Source organism: Streptomyces silaceus (assembly GCF_001419745.1).
In the GTDB taxonomy this organism is placed as follows: domain Bacteria; phylum Actinomycetota; class Actinomycetes; order Streptomycetales; family Streptomycetaceae; genus Streptomyces; species Streptomyces silaceus.
In genome coordinates this window covers 1-16,325 of record NZ_LIRJ01000075.1, presented here as the reverse complement: position 1 = coordinate 16,325, position 16,325 = coordinate 1, and the positions used below count along the sequence as shown (strand labels likewise).

The 16,325-nt window shown below is 70.7% G+C and carries 15 protein-coding genes; 9 read left to right on the top strand and 6 right to left on the bottom strand.

Annotation, left to right across the window (positions count from 1 at the left end; all coding sequences use genetic code 11):
• Nucleotides 1-64: 64 nt before the first annotated feature.
• Complete coding sequence (sufB, locus tag AOK22_RS08900) at nt 65-1,486, bottom strand: Fe-S cluster assembly protein SufB (RefSeq protein WP_055698056.1); 1,422 nt, start codon at nt 1,484-1,486, stop codon at nt 65-67.
• On the bottom strand, nt 1,483-2,232 hold the full coding sequence (locus tag AOK22_RS08895; RefSeq protein WP_055698055.1) for a helix-turn-helix transcriptional regulator: 750 nt from the start codon (nt 2,230-2,232) through the stop codon (nt 1,483-1,485). The genes sufB and AOK22_RS08895 overlap by 4 nt, the downstream gene beginning before the upstream one ends.
• A gap of 161 nt (nt 2,233-2,393) precedes the next feature.
• Between AOK22_RS08895 and AOK22_RS08890 the strand changes: the two genes are divergently transcribed.
• Complete coding sequence (locus tag AOK22_RS08890; RefSeq protein WP_055698054.1) at nt 2,394-3,200, top strand: AAC(3) family N-acetyltransferase; 807 nt, start codon at nt 2,394-2,396, stop codon at nt 3,198-3,200.
• Between the two features lie 3 nt (nt 3,201-3,203).
• On the opposite strand, the gene AOK22_RS08885 is transcribed toward AOK22_RS08890, so the two are convergent.
• Nucleotides 3,204-3,983 carry a formate/nitrite transporter family protein gene (locus AOK22_RS08885; protein ID WP_055698053.1) on the bottom strand — a complete coding sequence of 260 codons (780 nt, stop codon included), beginning with the start codon at nt 3,981-3,983 and terminating at the stop codon, nt 3,204-3,206.
• A 111-nt stretch (nt 3,984-4,094) separates the two neighbouring features.
• On the opposite strand from AOK22_RS08885, the gene AOK22_RS08880 reads away from it, so the two are divergent.
• The 3 genes from AOK22_RS08880 to AOK22_RS08870 all read left to right on the top strand — a co-directional run bounded on the left by AOK22_RS08880 (nt 4,095) and on the right by AOK22_RS08870 (nt 6,882).
• Complete coding sequence (locus AOK22_RS08880) at nt 4,095-5,018, top strand: ABC transporter ATP-binding protein (protein WP_055698052.1); 924 nt, start codon at nt 4,095-4,097, stop codon at nt 5,016-5,018.
• On the top strand, nt 5,015-5,785 hold the full coding sequence (locus AOK22_RS08875; protein WP_055698051.1) for an ABC transporter permease: 771 nt from the start codon (nt 5,015-5,017) through the stop codon (nt 5,783-5,785). The genes AOK22_RS08880 and AOK22_RS08875 overlap by 4 nt, the downstream gene beginning before the upstream one ends.
• An 89-nt stretch (nt 5,786-5,874) precedes the next feature.
• Nucleotides 5,875-6,882, top strand: a complete 1,008-nt coding sequence (locus tag AOK22_RS08870; RefSeq protein WP_055698050.1) for a COX15/CtaA family protein — start codon at nt 5,875-5,877, stop codon at nt 6,880-6,882.
• Here AOK22_RS08870 and AOK22_RS08865 read toward each other — a convergent pair.
• The 3 genes from AOK22_RS08865 to AOK22_RS08855 all read right to left on the bottom strand — a co-directional run bounded on the left by AOK22_RS08865 (nt 6,862) and on the right by AOK22_RS08855 (nt 9,477).
• The gene (locus AOK22_RS08865) at nt 6,862-7,959 is read right to left on the bottom strand and encodes an amidohydrolase family protein (protein ID WP_055698049.1); all 1,098 of its coding nucleotides are present in this window, start codon (nt 7,957-7,959) and stop codon (nt 6,862-6,864) included. The two genes, AOK22_RS08870 and AOK22_RS08865, sit on opposite strands and share 21 nt — an antisense overlap.
• A gap of 126 nt (nt 7,960-8,085) precedes the next feature.
• Nucleotides 8,086-8,430, bottom strand: a complete 345-nt coding sequence (locus AOK22_RS08860) for a hypothetical protein (protein WP_055698048.1) — start codon at nt 8,428-8,430, stop codon at nt 8,086-8,088.
• Between the two features lie 93 nt (nt 8,431-8,523).
• Entirely contained in the window at nt 8,524-9,477 is a 954-nt protein-coding gene (locus tag AOK22_RS08855) for a heme o synthase (RefSeq protein ID WP_079036446.1), read from the bottom strand.
• 420 nt (nt 9,478-9,897) lie between these two features.
• Between AOK22_RS08855 and tkt the strand changes: the two genes are divergently transcribed.
• From tkt to pgl, 5 genes are all read left to right on the top strand, one after another.
• Nucleotides 9,898-11,985: a transketolase gene (gene tkt, locus AOK22_RS08850; RefSeq protein ID WP_055698046.1), complete on the top strand. Its 2,088-nt coding sequence runs from the start codon at nt 9,898-9,900 to the stop codon at nt 11,983-11,985.
• Between the two features lie 45 nt (nt 11,986-12,030).
• The gene (gene tal, locus AOK22_RS08845) at nt 12,031-13,149 is read left to right on the top strand and encodes a transaldolase (RefSeq protein ID WP_055698045.1); all 1,119 of its coding nucleotides are present in this window, start codon (nt 12,031-12,033) and stop codon (nt 13,147-13,149) included.
• Nucleotides 13,146-14,678, top strand: a complete 1,533-nt coding sequence (zwf, locus tag AOK22_RS08840; RefSeq protein ID WP_055698071.1) for a glucose-6-phosphate dehydrogenase — start codon at nt 13,146-13,148, stop codon at nt 14,676-14,678. Before tal ends, zwf begins: the two co-directional genes overlap by 4 nt.
• Nucleotides 14,675-15,742, top strand: a complete 1,068-nt coding sequence (gene opcA, locus AOK22_RS08835) for a glucose-6-phosphate dehydrogenase assembly protein OpcA (RefSeq protein ID WP_055698044.1) — start codon at nt 14,675-14,677, stop codon at nt 15,740-15,742. Before zwf ends, opcA begins: the two co-directional genes overlap by 4 nt.
• A 41-nt stretch (nt 15,743-15,783) precedes the next feature.
• The coding region (gene pgl / locus AOK22_RS08830; protein ID WP_055698070.1) for a 6-phosphogluconolactonase at nt 15,784-16,325 on the top strand (542 nt) is incomplete at its 3' end.

The window sequence follows — 16,325 nt, the reverse complement described above, 5'->3', positions numbered from 1 at the left end:
GGCTGTCGTCGTGCTCTCTCTCTGCGTTAAAGAAGTCTGCTCGCTGCGGCGGGAGGCGGCCGGACTAGCCGACCGCGCCCTCCATCTGCAGCTCGATCAGCCGGTTCAGCTCCAGGGCGTACTCCATGGGGAGCTCCTTGGCGATCGGCTCGACGAAGCCGCGCACGATCATGGCCATGGCCTCGAACTCGGTCAGACCGCGGCTCATCAGGTAGAAGAGCTGGTCGTCGGAGACCTTGGAGACGGTCGCCTCGTGGCCCATGGAGACGTCGTCCTCGCGGACGTCGACATAGGGGTAGGTGTCCGAGCGCGAGATCGTGTCGACGAGCAGCGCGTCGCACAGCACGTTCGACTTGGATCCGGCGGCGCCCTCACCGATCTCGACGAGGCCGCGGTACGACGTACGGCCGCCACCGCGGGCCACCGACTTGGAGACGATGTTGGAGGACGTGTTCGGCGCCATGTGGACCATCTTGGAGCCGGCGTCCTGGTGCTGGCCCTCGCCCGCGAAGGCGATCGACAGCGTCTCGCCCTTGGCGTGCTCGCCCATGAGGTAGACGGCGGGGTACTTCATCGTCACCTTGGAGCCGATGTTGCCGTCGATCCACTCCATGGTCGCGCCCTCGTACGCCACGGCGCGCTTGGTGACCAGGTTGTAGACGTTGTTCGACCAGTTCTGGATCGTCGTGTAGCGGCAGCGGCCGCCCTTCTTGACGATGATCTCGACGACCGCGGAGTGCAGCGAGTCCGACTTGTAGATCGGCGCGGTGCAGCCCTCGACGTAGTGGACGTAGGCGTCCTCGTCCACGATGATCAGCGTCCGCTCGAACTGGCCCATGTTCTCCGTGTTGATGCGGAAGTAGGCCTGGAGCGGGATCTCGACGTGCACGCCCTTGGGGACGTAGATGAACGAGCCACCGGACCACACGGCGGAGTTCAGCGACGCGAACTTGTTGTCGCCGACGGGGATGACGGTCCCGAAGTACTCCTTGAAGAGCTCCGGGTGCTCCTTCAGCGCCGTGTCGGTGTCCAGGAAGATGACGCCCTGCTCCTCCAGGTCCTCGCGGATCTGGTGGTAGACGACCTCGGACTCGTACTGGGCCGCGACACCGGCGACGAGGCGCTGCTTCTCCGCCTCGGGGATGCCGAGCTTGTCGTACGTGTTCTTGATGTCCTCGGGCAGGTCCTCCCAGGACTCCGCCTGCTTCTCCGTGGAGCGCACGAAGTACTTGATGTTGTCGAAGTCGATGCCGGAGAGGTCCGAGCCCCAGTTCGGCATGGGCTTCTTGTCGAAGAGGCGCAGGCCCTTGAGGCGGAGCTTGGTCATCCACTCCGGCTCGTTCTTCTTCGCGGAGATGTCGCGGACGACGTCCTCGCTCAGACCGCGCTTGGCGGCGGCACCGGCCGCGTCGGAGTCGGCCCAGCCGTACTCGTAGTTGCCCAGGCCCTCGAGCTCAGGGTGGGCAGTCTCCGTGGGGAGAGTCATGCGGGGTTCCTCCCGGCCGTGCTTGCTGATGCTGATGTGGTGGTCCGTGTGGTGGTGCTGCCGCCGCTGCCGCTGCCGCCGCTGCGCGGGATGAACGTCGTGCAGACGCCGTCTCCGTGGGCGATGGTGGCAAGGCGCTGCACATGCGTGCCGAGCAGCGCGGAGAAGATTTCCGTCTCCGCCTCGCACAGTTGCGGGAACTGCTCGGCGACATGGGCGACCGGGCAGTGGTGCTGGCAGAGCTGCTCGCCGACCGGTGCGCTGCGCGCCGTAGCAGCGTACCCGTCGGCGGTCAACGCCTTCGCCAGAGCCTCCGTGCGCTGCTCGGGCGGCGCGGCGTCCATGGTCCTGCGGTACGTCTCCGCCTGGGCGGTGATCCTCGCGCGGGCGAATTCGACGACCGCCCCCTCGCCGTGGTGGTCAGCGATCCAGCGCAGCGCGTCCGCGGCCAGCTTGTCGTACGACTGGTCGAAGGCGTCGCGTCCGCAGTCGGTCAGGGCGAAGACCTTGGCGGGCCTGCCGCGGGTCCGGGCGCCGTAGACCCGCTGTTCACGGGGTTCGACGACGTTCTCGTGCGCGAGGGCGTCGAGGTGCCTGCGGACGGCGGCCTGGGTGAGGCCGAGGCGCCCCGCGAGGTCGGCGACGGTGGACGGGCCGTGGTCCAGGATGGAGCGCGCGACTCGGTTGCGTGTGGACCGCTCACCGGTCGCGAGTTCCTCCTGGGGGGGCTCGCCGACGTTTTTCACAACGCCATTGTTGCGTAATTCCTCAGAGCCTGACAACCCGCGCCCGGACCACCCGCTCGTGCGCTGCATCACTTAGGCATACCTAAGCTGACCTGCGGAAACGATCACTGATCGATCAAATCGGTGGCGTGCGCGAGGCCCTTCCGGAAGACTCCTTGACCATGCCGACACCCCCTCCGACCGGCCCTTTGTGCACCCGCGCCTCGCTCGCGGCCGAGCTCCTCGAGCTCGGCGTGCGCCCCGGCGAGACGCTCCTCGTGCACACCTCGCTGAGCGCCCTCGGCTGGGTCAGCGGCGGCGCGGTCGCACTCGTCCAGGCGCTGCTCGACGCCCTGGGCCCCGACGGCACGCTGGTGGTCCCCACCCACACCGGGGACAACTCCGAGCCCTCGGTGTGGCGGGACCCGCCCGTGCCCGAGAGCTGGTGGCCGGTGCTGCGCGCGACGATGCCCGCCTACGACCCGCTGACCTCGCCCTCCTTCGGCGTCGGCGTCGTCCCGGAGGCCGTGCGCACCTGGCCCGGCGCCCTGCGCAGCGCGCACCCCCAGGCGTCCTTCGCCGCGCTCGGCCCGGCCGCCGCCACGATCACCGCCGGGCACGCCCGCGGCTCCAGCTTCGGCGAGCGCAGCCCGCTGGCCCATCTGGAGAAGGCGGGCGCCCGCGTGCTGCTCCTGGGCGCGGGCTACGACTCCTGCACCGCCTTCCACCTGGCCCAGTACCGGGTCCCCGGCCCGGAGACGGAGAACTCCTTCGCGGCCATGACGTCCCGGGGACGCGAGTGGAGGACCGTGCGGGAACCGGCGACCCCCAGCGACCGCTTCGGCGAGCTCGGCGCGGCCTTCGAGCGGGACACGGAGGTCGTGCGCGGGCTCGTGGGCGCCGCCGAGTCGCGGCTGTTCCCGCTGGCCGACGCCGTCGCGTACGCCGAACAGTGGCTGCCCGCGCACGCGCCGCGCCCCGAGCCGTAGCCCTCAGAGGTCCTCTTCGCGCTCCGGCCGCCCCATGAACCAGTACGACCCGGCCACCAGGAGCCCGCCGCCGACCACGTTGCCCGGCACCGTGAACAGCAGGTTCCGCCCCAGATCGGCGAGGCCCGCCCCACCGTCGAGGATCGCCAGCGCGAACAGCGCCATGTTCGCCACGCAGTGCTCGAAGCCCACCGCGACGAAGACGAGGACCGGGATCCACAGCACGAAGACCTTCGCGCCGTCCCCCTTGGCCCGGTAGAACATCCAGATGGCCAGGCAGACCAGGAAGTTGCAGAGCACCGCCCGCCAGAACAGCTGACCGCCGTCCAGCTCCTGCTTGCCGTGCACCATCTCCGCGAGCATCGCCCGCGCGGACGGCGTCGACGTCACGCCCGACGCGTGCACCATCGCGCCGAAGAGGAAGGCGCCGACGAGGTTGCCCGCCAGGGAGAGCACCCAGCTGCCGACCAGGTCCCGCGCGCCCGTCCGGCCCGTCAGCGCGCCGATCAGCATCACCATCACGTTGCTGGTGAACAGCTGGGCCCCCGCGAACATCACGATCGTCAGGGCGATCGGGAAGACCGCTCCTTCGAGGAGTTTCACCGCCGGGGAGCCCGCCGCCACGAACGGCGACACCGCCACCAGGAGCAACACCTCGCCGATCCCGATGTACGCGCCCGCGAGCACCGCCGAGACGAAGTAGCGGGGGGTGCGCCGCAGGTCGTGCGCCTTGTGGGCCGCCTGCTCCGAGGTCTCCTCGACGTTCTCCGCGATGCTGGTCACGTATCGACGCTAGGCCCCGCCCCGTCCCCGTATGACCGGAAAAAGTCACCAAGAAGAGGACCGGCGCCCCGCCCGCCCGGGACCTCGGGCCCGTCCCTAGACTGGCTCACCATGCGAAACGAGTCCGTCGTCCGGATCCAGAATCTGGTCAAGCGGTACGGCACCAAGACCGCGGTCGACGGTCTCGACCTGAGTGCCGGGGCGGGCATCACCGCCGTCCTCGGCCCCAACGGCGCCGGCAAGACCACCACGATCGAGACCTGCGAGGGCTACCGGAAGCCGGACTCCGGCACCGTCCGCGTCCTCGGCCTCGATCCGGTCCGCGAGGCCGACGCGCTGCGGCCCCGGATCGGCGTGATGCTCCAGTCCGGCGGCGTCTACTCCGGCGCCCGCGCCGACGAGATGCTGCGCCACGTCGCCAGGCTTCATGCCGCCCCACTGGATGTCGCCGACCTCATCGAGCGCCTCGGCCTCGGCAGCTGCGGACGCACCACCTACCGGCGCCTGTCCGGCGGCCAGCAGCAGCGCCTCGCGCTCGCGATGGCGGTGGTCGGCAGGCCCGAGCTCGTCTTCCTCGACGAGCCGACCGCGGGCCTGGACCCGCAGGCCCGCCGCGCCACCTGGGACCTGGTGCGCGACCTGCGCCGCGACGGCGTCTCCGTCATCCTCACCACGCACCACATGGACGAGGCCGAGGAGCTCTCCGACGACGTCGCGATCATCGACGCGGGCCGGGTCATCGCCCAGGGCAGCCCCGACGCGCTGTGCCGCGGCGGCGCCGAGAACACCCTGCGCTTCACCGGCCGCCCCGGCCTCGACGTCGGCTCGCTCCTCAAGGCGCTCCCGCCGGACTCGGCCGCGGCCGAGCTGACCCCCGGCGCCTACCGCGTCAGCGGCACGGTCGACCCCCAGCTGCTCGCCACCGTCACCTCCTGGTGCGCCCAGCACGGAGTGATGCCGGACAGGATCTCGGTCGAACGCCACACCCTGGAAGACGTCTTCCTGGAGCTCACGGGTAAGGAGCTGCGCGGATGAGCGCCGCCGGTACGTACACGCCGAAGCCGGGCGCCGCCCCGCTCCCCCGCATGATCGCGGCGCAGGCGGCCCTGGAGACGAAGATGCTGCTGCGCAACGGCGAGCAGCTGCTCCTGACCGTCGTCATCCCGACCCTGCTGCTCGTCCTGTTCAGCGCGGTCGACATCGTCGACACGGGTGACGGCAAGGCCGTGGACTTCCTCGCGCCCGGCATCCTCGCGCTCGCGGTGATGTCGACGGCGTTCACCGGTCAGGCCATCGCGACGGGCTTCGAGCGGCGCTACGGCGTGCTCAAGCGGCTCGGCGCCTCCCCGCTGCCCCGCTGGGGCCTGATGACGGCGAAGACGCTCTCCGTCCTGGTCACCGAGGTCCTGCAGATCGTGCTGCTCACGGTCATCGCGTTCGCCCTCGGCTGGTCGCCGCACGGCAACCCCTTCGCCGTGCTGCTGCTCCTGGTGCTCGGCACGGCCGCGTTCTCCGGGCTCGGGCTGCTGATGGCCGGCACGCTCAGGGCCGAGGCGACGCTCGCCGCCGCGAACCTCGTCTTCCTGCTGCTCCTCATGGGCGGCGGCGTGATCGTCCCGCTCGACAAGTTCCCCGACGCGGCCCAGTCGGTGCTCGGCCTGCTGCCCGTCTCGGCGCTCTCGGACGGGCTGCGCGACGTCCTGCAGCACGGCGCGGGCATGCCGTGGGCGGACCTCGGGATCCTCGCCGTGTGGGCGGTCCTCGGGCTCGGCGCGGCGGCGCGGTTCTTCCGCTGGGAGTAGCGGCGACGGTCCGCCGGGAGCAGTAACCGTGGTCACAAAAGCACCGCATACGTCCCCCTCGTGAAGCCGTGCACAAGCGGCCCCCTACGATGGAGCGCGTGCCCAACGTGACCCGAGCCGACGTCGCTCAAGCCGTGCGGAACCCGCTCGCCTTCATCGCCGAGCGCTGGACCCCCACCCAGCGGACCGTCCAGCGGGCGGCCCTCCTCTCCGTCGTGATGACCGTCGTCATCGTGGTGACCGGCGGCGCCGTCCGGCTGACCGGCTCGGGCCTCGGCTGCCCGACCTGGCCCAAGTGCACGGACGAGTCGCTGACCGCGACGAGCGAGATGGGTCTCCACGGCGCCATCGAGTTCGGCAACCGCATGCTGACGTACGTGCTGTGCGCGGTCGTCGGCTGGGCGATCATCGCGGCCCGCTCGCAGAAGCCGATGCGGCGCAGCCTCACCCTGCTCGGCTGGACGCAGTTCTGGCTGGTCATGGGCAACGCCGTGCTCGGCGGCATCGTCGTCCTCGTCGGGCTGAACCCGTGGACGGTCGCGGCGCACTTCCTGCTCTCCTCCGCCCTGATCGCGGTCGCCGTCACGATGTGGCAGCGCACCCGCGAGGGCGACGCGGAGCCCCGTCCGCTGGTCGGCAAGGCCGTCGTCCAGCTGGTGTGGTTCCTGGTCGCGGCCTCCGTCCTGCTGATCGCGGTCGGCACGGTCGTGACCGGCTCCGGGCCGCACGCGGGCGACTCCAGCGACGTCCCGCGGATGGGCTTCGACTGGGAGATGGTCAGCAAGCTGCACGCGGTGCTCGCGTGGATCGTGGTGACGCTGACGTTCGCCCTGTGGTTCGTGCTCAAGGCGGTCGACGCGCCGCGCGGCCCGCTGGCCCGCACTCGCGACCTGTTCCTGATCCTGCTCGCGCAGGGCGCCATCGGCTACGTCCAGTACTTCACGGACCTGCCGGAGGTCCTGGTCGGCCTGCACATGCTGGGCTCGTGCCTGGTGTGGATCGCCGTGATGCGCGTCCTGCTCGCGCTGCGGGAGCGCCCGGTCACCACGGCCGACCTGCCCGCCCAGGCGGACGACTCACGCCTCTCGGCCGTCTGAGAGGCCGTACACCCTGCGGGCGTTGCCCGAGGCGATCAGCCCCGCCACGCGCTGCGCGTCGGTGAGCGACCAGGCGCCCTCGGCCACCCAGGTGCCCAGCACCCGCCCGAGCGCCTCGCGGAACAGGTGAGCCCCCACGACGTGCAGCTCCGGCAGCCCGTGGGCGCCGCTGGAGAACAGCAGCTTGCCGAAGGGCGCGAGTTCGAGGATCTCCGCGAGGACGGCCGCCGCGCGGGCCCCGGTGCGCACGAGCGCGGGGCCGAGGTCGGCGTACACGTGCGGGAAGACGGCCGCGAGGTGCGCGGCGCTGCGGTGGTACGGATAGCCGTGCAGCAGCACCAGATCGGTGCCGAGCCCCGCGGTGGCGCGCGCGAAGTCCCCGAAGTACGTCTGCGGGTCGCCGGCGCCCGCGTGCAGCTGGAGCGGCCGGCCCGAGGCCACGGCGATCCACAGCAGATGCCGCAGCAGCACGGGATCGGTGAGCACGCCGCCCACCTGCCGCCCCGTGAGCCACCGCCCCACCGCGCCCCGCACCTCGCCGGGCCCCGGCGCCCGCGCGTCCAGGGCGAGCGGGTGGCGCACCCCCGCGACCGAGGTGAAGGCGACGGCGTGCGCGGCCGCGGCGTGCACGGACTCGGCGAGGTTGGCGAGGAACGAGTCGGCGGTGCCCGAGGTGTCCGCGACCTGCTCGGCCAGTAACTCCAGGCGGACGATCTCGCGGGCCTCGGCGTCGCCGGTGGTGGCCATCTCGGACGGCCCGGTGAGGTCGCCGGGCAGGCCGGTGTCGACGAGGTAGGTGGTGATGCCGCTGCCCCGGAGCAGGCGGCGCCCCGACTCGAAGACGCCCAGCTCGCGGCGGCGGGCGAGATAGCGGGCCGGCGGGCAGTGCGGCTCGAGGCCCAGCAGCGGCGGACACCAGCGGCGCACCGCGAAGCCGGTCTGGGTGTCGAAGAAGGTGGTGCCGGGGGCGGGCGGTCCCTCGCCCCGGCCGAGGTGGGCCTCGAAGGTGCCGAGGCCCAGCTCCGTACGCAGGACTCCATGGCAGTACTGGTCCACCAGGGACGGCGTTTCGATCATCCGGGGCTCCCGCTGAGTGGACCGTGCTTCTACGGTCCTAACGGGTGAACCCGGTGACAGGTGTTGCTTTCGGCCGGTCCCGGGAGGGAGCCGGCCCGGCATCAGCCGTTGCGGGGGCCTCCGGCGTCAGCCGTTGCTGGGTCCGCCGATCTGGATGCCCGCCATCCGGGTCCACTCGTAGGGACCGGTCTTCACCTTGGCGGCGAAGTCGCCGTCGAAGTCCTCGTGGACGGTGATGCCGGCCTTCTCCACGGCGCTCTGCGCGACGGCGTAGGTCGGGGCCACCAGGTCGCCCCAGGCGCCGTCCTCGCCGACGAGGACGATGCGGGTGCCCTCGTGCCCGATGTACGCGATCTGCCCCTCGGCACCGCCGTGCGCCCGCGCGAAGGCGCCGATCTCCTTGGCGAGCCCGGCCGCCCGGCGCTCGGCCCTGGCGGCTTCCTTGCTGTCCACCTGCTGCGTGTCTGCCATGGGCAGGATGCTACCGACGGGTAGATCAACTGGCGACGGGCGGGGCGCGTGGTCTTCGACACCACGCGCCCCGCCCGTCGGCGAAGTCTCGGATCAGCGCAGGAAGGGGTCGACCGCCACCGCGACGAAGAGGAGGGAGACGTAGGTGATGGACCAGTGGAAGAGCCGCATCTCCTTGAGCTTGACGCCCGTGACCTCCGCCTTGGCGCGGTTCTGCAGCCCGTGCGCCTCCCACAGCCACCAGCCGCCGGTGACCAGCGCCACGGCCGTGTAGAACCAGCCGGTGTAGCCGAGCGGCTGCAGGAGCAGCGAGACGGCGACCATGACCCAGCTGTAGAGGACGATCTGACGGGCGACCACCTTGTTGGAGGCGATCACCGGCAGCATCGGCACGCCCACGCGGGCGTAGTCGTCCTTGACCTTCATGGACAGCGGCCAGTAGTGCGGCGGCGTCCAGAAGAACATGACGAGGAAGAGGATGATCGGCGCCCACGACATGGAGTTGGTGACCGAGGACCAGCCGATGAGGACCGGCAGACAGCCCGCGATGCCGCCCCAGACGATGTTCTGCGAGGTGCGGCGCTTCAGGATCATCGTGTAGACGACCACGTAGAAGAGCAGCGCGCCGAGCGAGAGCCAGGCGGAGAGCCAGTTCACGGCGTAGCCGAACAGCAGCGTGGAGACGATGCCCAGCGTGATGCCGAAGACGAGGCACTCACGGGGGCTCACCATGCCGGTGACCAGCGGCCGCTGCGACGTGCGGTCCATCATGGCGTCGATGTCGCGGTCGATGTACATGTTGAGCGCGTTGGCGCCCCCCGCGGAGAGGTAGCCGCCCACGCAGGTCACGAAGACCAGCCACAGGTCGGGCACACCCTGCTCGGCGAGGAACATCACCGGGACGGTGGTGATGAGCAGCAGCTCGATGATCCGCGGCTTGGTCAGCGCCACGAACGCCTTGACGCGGGCCCCGAACGGCCGATGGCTCGGGCTAATGTCCGTCCCGGAAACCCCCGCTGGACGGGATTCAACGGCCGTCACGCACACCCCTGACAGAGACATCCCAGCGAGCCGACCAGCACCTTCTGACATGAAGATCCGGTAAAGGCTCGCGCGTACCACGCCACTGTAGACGTTGCCCATACCTCGCCCTTCGCGGGGGTGGGGTCGTGTTGGGCGGCGGGTCGAAGCGCGCCGGTGGTGAGTTGGACCGTCACATGAGCGGACCGACGGGTCCCTCGAGCGGACACATGAGCGATCCCGACGGCCCTTTGAGCGGTCACATGAGCACCTCCTTATTCACTTGGTGAATCCCGCCCCTTTCCTTTCAGGAGGCGGATCCCGGCATGTCCCGGCAGTCTGGAATGACTCGAAAAAATGCACGTTCTCGCAGCGGTAGGCTCGACATCGGCCGGCTGGGATCTCCCTCACCGGCATTCGACATGTGGAGAGGAGCCCTGACTCAGGGTGAGCACCAAGCCGACCACCACAGACCTCGAGTGGACCGAACTGGACCAGCGGGCCGTTGACACCGCTCGTGTCCTGGCCATGGACGCCGTACAGAAGGTCGGCAACGGCCATCCCGGTACGGCGATGAGCCTCGCGCCCGCCGCGTACACGCTCTTCCAGAAGGTCATGCGCCACGACCCGGCCGACGCCGAGTGGACGGGGCGCGACCGGTTCGTCCTCTCCGCGGGCCACTCGTCCCTGACCCTCTACGTCCAGCTGTACCTGGCCGGCTTCGGCCTGGAGCTGGACGACCTGAAGGCCTTCCGGACCTGGGGCTCGAAGACCCCGGGCCACCCGGAGTACGGCCACACGGTCGGCGTGGAGACCACCACGGGCCCGCTGGGCCAGGGCGTCGCCAACGCCGTGGGCATGGCGATGGCGGCCCGCTACGAGCGCGGTCTGTTCGACCCGGAGGCGGCCGAGGGCGCCTCTCCGTTCGACCACTACATCTACGCGATCGCGGGCGACGGCTGCCTCCAGGAGGGCATCTCCGGAGAGGCCTCCTCGCTGGCCGGGCACCAGAAGCTCGGCAACCTGGTCCTGCTGTGGGACGACAACCACATCTCGATCGAGGGCGACACGGAGACCGCGGTCTCCGAGGACACGATGAAGCGGTACGAGGCCTACGGCTGGCACGTGCAGCGCGTGGAGCCCAAGGAGAACGGCGACCTCGACCCGGCCGCCCTCTACGCCGCGATCCAGGCCGCCAAGGCCGTGACGGACAAGCCGTCCTTCATCGCCATGCGCTCGATCATCGCCTGGCCCGCCCCGAACGCGCAGAACACCGAGGCCGCGCACGGCTCGGCGCTCGGCGACGAGGAGGTGGCCGCCACCAAGCGCGTCCTCGGCTTCGACCCGGAGCAGACCTTCGAGGTCTCCGACGAGGTCATCGGGCACACCCGCAAGGCCCTCGACCGCGGCCGCGAGGCCAGGGCCGAGTGGGAGAAGGGGCTCGCCGCCTGGCGCACCGCCAACGCCGAGCGCGCCGCCGAGTTCGACCGCATCGCCGCGGGCGAGCTGCCCGAGGGCTGGGAGGAGAAGCTCCCCGCGTTCGAGACCGGCAAGGGTGTCGCCACGCGTGCCGCGTCCGGCAAGGTCCTCCAGGCGCTCGGCGCGGTCATCCCCGAGCTGTGGGGCGGCTCCGCCGACCTCGCGGGCTCGAACAACACGACGATCGACAAGACGAGCTCCTTCCTGCCGGCGGACAACCCGCTGCCGGAGGCGGACCCGTACGGCCGCACGATCCACTACGGCATCCGCGAGCACTCCATGGCCGCGGAGATGAACGGCATCGCGCTGCACGGCAACACCCGCATCTTCGGCGGCACCTTCCTGGTGTTCTCCGACTACATGCGCAACGCCGTCCGCCTGTCGGCCCTGATGCACCTGCCGGTGACGTACGTGTGGACGCACGACTCCATCGGTCTGGGCGAGGACGGCCCGACCCACCAGCCGGTCGAGCACCTCGCCTCGCTGCGCGCCATCCCGGGCCTGAACGTGGTCCGCCCGGCCGACGCCAACGAGACGGCCGTCGCCTGGCGCGAGATCCTGCGCCGCGGCAAGAAGGACTACGGCAAGAGCGCCCCGCACGGCCTCGCGCTGACCCGCCAGGGCGTGCCGACGTACGAGCGCAACGAGGACGCCGCCAAGGGCGGTTACGTCCTGTTCGAGGCCGAGGGCGGCGCGCCCGAGGTCGTGCTCATCGGCACCGGTTCCGAGGTGCAGCTCGCCGTCGAGGCGCGCGAGCAGCTGCAGGCCGCGGGCGTGGCGACGCGCGTCGTCTCGATGCCGTCGGTCGAGTGGTTCGAGGAGCAGGACCAGGGGTACCGCGACAGCGTCCTGCCGCCGTCCGTCAAGGCGCGCGTGGCGGTCGAGGCGGGCATCGGCCTGACCTGGCACAAGTACGTGGGTGACGCGGGACGCATCGTTTCGCTGGAGCACTTCGGTGCCTCCGCGGACGGCAAGGTGCTCTTCCGCGAGTTCGGTTTCACGGCCGACGCCGTGGCCGCCGCGGCCCGGGAATCGCTCGACGCCGCACGGCGCTGACGCCGACATACGACGAAGTCTCAGAAATCGGGAGATGTATTTTCCATGACAGACGCACTGAAGCGCCTCTCCGAAGAGGGCGTCGCGATCTGGCTGGACGACCTGTCGCGCAAGCGGATCACGTCCGGCAACCTCGCCGAGCTGATCGACCAGCAGCACGTCGTGGGCGTCACGACCAACCCGTCGATCTTCCAGAAGGCGATCTCGTCGGGTGACGGGTACGAGCAGCAGCTCGCCGACCTCGCCGCCCGCAAGGTCACCGTCGAAGAGGCCATCCGCATGATCACGACGGCGGACGTCCGTGACGCCGCCGACATCCTGCGCCCGGTCTTCGACGCGACGGGCGGCCAGGACGGCCGGGTCTCGATCGAGGTCGACCCGCGCCTGGCCCACAACACGGCGGCGACGATCGCCGAGGCCAAGCAGCTCGCCTGGCTGGTGGACCGCCCCAACACGCTCATCAAGATCCCGGCGACGAAGGCGGGCCTGCCCGCGATCACCGAGGTCATCGGCAAGGGCATCAGCGTCAACGTCACGCTGATCTTCTCGCTGGAGCGCTACCGCGAGGTCATGGAGGCCTACCTCGCCGGCCTGGAGAAGGCCAAGGAGCGCGGCCTGGACCTCTCCAAGATCCACTCGGTGGCGTCCTTCTTCGTGTCCCGTGTGGACACCGAGATCGACAAGCGCCTGGACGGCGTCGGCACGGACGAGGCCAAGGCCCTCAAGGGCAAGGCCGCGCTCGCCAACGCCCGCCTGGCCTTCGAGGCGTACGAGGAGGTCTTCGCCTCCGACCGCTGGGCGGCCCTGGACAAGGCGCAGGCCAACAAGCAGCGTCCGCTGTGGGCCTCGACCGGCGTCAAGGACCCGGCGTACAAGGACACCCTGTACGTCGACGACCTGGTCGCGCCGAACACGGTGAACACGATGCCGGAGGCGACCCTGGAGGCCACCGCCGACCACGGGCAGATCACCGGCAACACCATCGCGGGCACGTACGACGCCTCGCGCGCCGAGATCGCCGCCGTGGAGAAGCTCGGCATCTCGTACGACGACGTCGTGCAGCTCCTGGAGGACGAGGGCGTCGAGAAGTTCGAGGCGTCCTGGAACGACCTGCTCAAGTCCACCGAGGCGGAGCTCCAGCGCCTCACCCCTTCGGAGGGCTGACCACCTTGTCAAGCAGCAATCCGCTGCGTGACGCCGCAGACCGACGGCTCCCGCGTATCGCGGGGCCGTCGGGCCTGGTCATTTTTGGCGTCACGGGCGATTTGTCCCGTAAAAAGTTGATGCCCGCCGTCTATGACCTCGCCAACCGCGGTCTGCTGCCGCCGGGCTTTTCCCTCATCGGTTTCGCCCGCCGCGAGTGGCAGGACGAGGACTTCGCGCAGGAGGTGCACGACGCCGTCAAGCAGCACGCGCGCACGCCCTTCCGCGAGGAGGTCTGGCAGCAGCTCATCCAGGGCATGCGCTTCGTCCAGGGCAACTTCGACGACGACGCGGCCTTCGAGCAGCTCAAGGCCACGATCCAGGACCTCGACAAGGCGCAGGGCACGGGCGGCAACTTCGCCTTCTACCTCTCGGTGCCCCCGAAGTTCTTCCCGCAGGTCGTCCAGCAGCTCAAGAAGCACGGCCTCGCGGACGCGCCGGAGGGTTCGTGGCGGCGCGCCGTCATCGAGAAGCCGTTCGGCCACGACCTGGGCTCCGCGCAGGACCTGAACGCGATCGTGCACGAGGTGTTCGACCCGGACCAGGTGTTCCGGATCGACCACTACCTCGGCAAGGAGACCGTCCAGAACATCCTGGCGCTGCGCTTCGCCAACCAGATGTTCGAGCCGATCTGGAACCGGTCGTACGTGGACCACGTGCAGATCACGATGGCCGAGGACATCGGCATCGGCGGCCGCGCCGGCTACTACGACGGCATCGGCGCCGCCCGTGACGTCATCCAGAACCACCTGCTCCAGCTGATGGCGCTGACCGCCATGGAGGAGCCCGCCTCCTTCGACGCGGACGCGCTCGTCGCCGAGAAGGCGAAGGTGCTGGGCGCGGTGAAGCTGCCGAAGGACCTCGGCAAGGACACCGTGCGCGGGCAGTACTCCGCGGGCTGGCAGGGCGGCGAGAAGGCCGTCGGCTATCTCCAGGAAGACGGCATCGACCCCAAGTCGAAGACCGACACCTACGCGGCCATCAAGCTGCAGGTGGACAACCGCCGCTGGGCGGGCGTGCCGTTCTATCTGCGCACCGGCAAGCGGCTCGGCCGCCGGGTGACGGAGATCGCGGTGGTCTTCCAGCGCGCGCCCCACTCCCCCTTCGACCACACCGCCACCGAGGAGCTCGGGCAGAACGCGATCGTCATCCGCGTCCAGCCCGACGAGGGCATCACGGTCCGGTTCGGCTCGAAGGTGCCCGGCACCTCCATGGAGATCCGGGACGTCTCGATGGACTTCGCGTACGGCGAGTCCTTCACCGAGTCCAGCCCGGAGGCGTACGAGCGCCTGATCCTGGACGTCCTGCTCGGCGACGCCAACCTCTTCCCGCGCACGGAGGAGGTCGAGCTGTCCTGGAACATCCTCGACCCGATCGAGGAGTACTGGGACAAGCACGGCAAGCCCGCGCAGTACCCGGCCGGCACCTGGGGCCCGACCGAGGCGGACGAGATGCTCGCACGAGACGGACGGAGCTGGCGTCGGCCATGAAGATCGACCTCACGGACACCACGTCCAGCAAGATCAACAAGGCGTTGGTGCAGGGGCGCCGGGCGATCGGCACCCCGGCCGTCGGCATGGTGCTGACCCTCGTCATCGTCACCGACGAGGAGAACGCGTACGACTCCCTGAAGGCGGCCAACGACGCGTCGCGCGAGCACCCCTCGCGCACGCTCGTCGTCATCAAGCGCGCGGCGCGCTCGCCGCGCGACCGCACCACCTCGCGCCTGGACGCCGAGGTGCGGGTGGGCGCGGACGCGGGCACCGGCGAGACGGTGGTCCTGCGCCTGTACGGCGAGGTCATCAACCACGCCCAGTCGGTCGTCCTGCCGCTGCTGCTGCCCGACGCCCCCGTGGTCGTCTGGTGGCCGGTGAACGCGCCGCTGGACCCCGCCAAGGACCCGCTCGGTGCCCTGGCCCAGCGCCGCGTCACGGACACGTACGCGGCCGAGCAGCCGATCCACGAGCTGACCACGCGCGCCGAGGCCTACCACCCCGGTGACACGGACCTGTCCTGGACCCGCATCACGCCGTGGCGCTCGATGCTGGCGGCGGCGCTCGACCAGGTCACGTGCAAGGTCACCTCCGTGCAGGTGGAGGGCGAGGAGTTCAACCCGAGCTGCGAGCTGCTCGCCATGTGGCTCGCGGACCGGCTCGACGTGCCGGTGAAGCGGTCGCTGTCGGCGGGCCCCGGCCTGACCGGCGTGCGCATGGAGACCGACTGCGGTCCCATCGTGCTCGACCGCGCCGACGGCTCGCTCGCGACGCTCTCCATCCAGGGGCAGCCCGACCGCGCGGTGGCGCTCAAGCGCCGCGAGACGGCCGAGCTGATCGCCGAGGAGCTGCGGCGCCTCGACCCGGACGACACCTACGCGTCCGCGCTGAAGTACGGCGTGGACCGCCTGGGCGAGCCGGCGGAGTCCTCCGCCGAGGCCAAGCCGTCCGACGACGCGAAGCCGTCCGGGGCGGCGTCGTCCGAGGCCCCGAAGAAGGCGGCCCCCGCCAAGGCCTCCCCCGCGAAGAAGACGGCGGCCAAGAAGGCGGCGGCGAAGTGAGCGGAGCACCGCAGCTGGTCGTCCACCGCGACAAGGAGCTGATGGCGCGGGCCGCGGCGGCCCGTCTCATCACGCGGATCGTCGACGCGCAGTCCGCGCGCGGGTACGCGTCGGTGGTCCTGACCGGCGGCCGCAACGGCAACGGCCTGCTGGCCGCGCTGAGCGCGTCCCCCGCGCGGGACGCGGTCGACTGGTCGCGTCTGGACCTGTGGTGGGGCGACGAGCGCTTCCTGCCGGACGGCGACCCGGAGCGCAACTACACGCAGGCCCGCGAGGCGCTCCTGGACTCGGTGCCGCTCGACCCGGCCCGGGTGCACCCGATGCCCGCGTCCGACGGCCTCTACGAGGTGGACGCGGCCGCCGAGGCGTACGCGGCCGAACTGGCCGCGGCGGCGGGCCCGGAGCACTATCAATCAGCGGCCGCCGCCGCGGGCGTCCCGGTACCGACCTTCGACGTCCTGATGCTGGGCGTCGGCCCGGACACGCATGTCGCGTCGCTCTTCCCGGAGCTGCCGGCGGTGCGCGAGACGGAACGCACGGTGGTCGGCGTGCACGGCGCGCCGAAGCCCCCGCCCACCCGCGT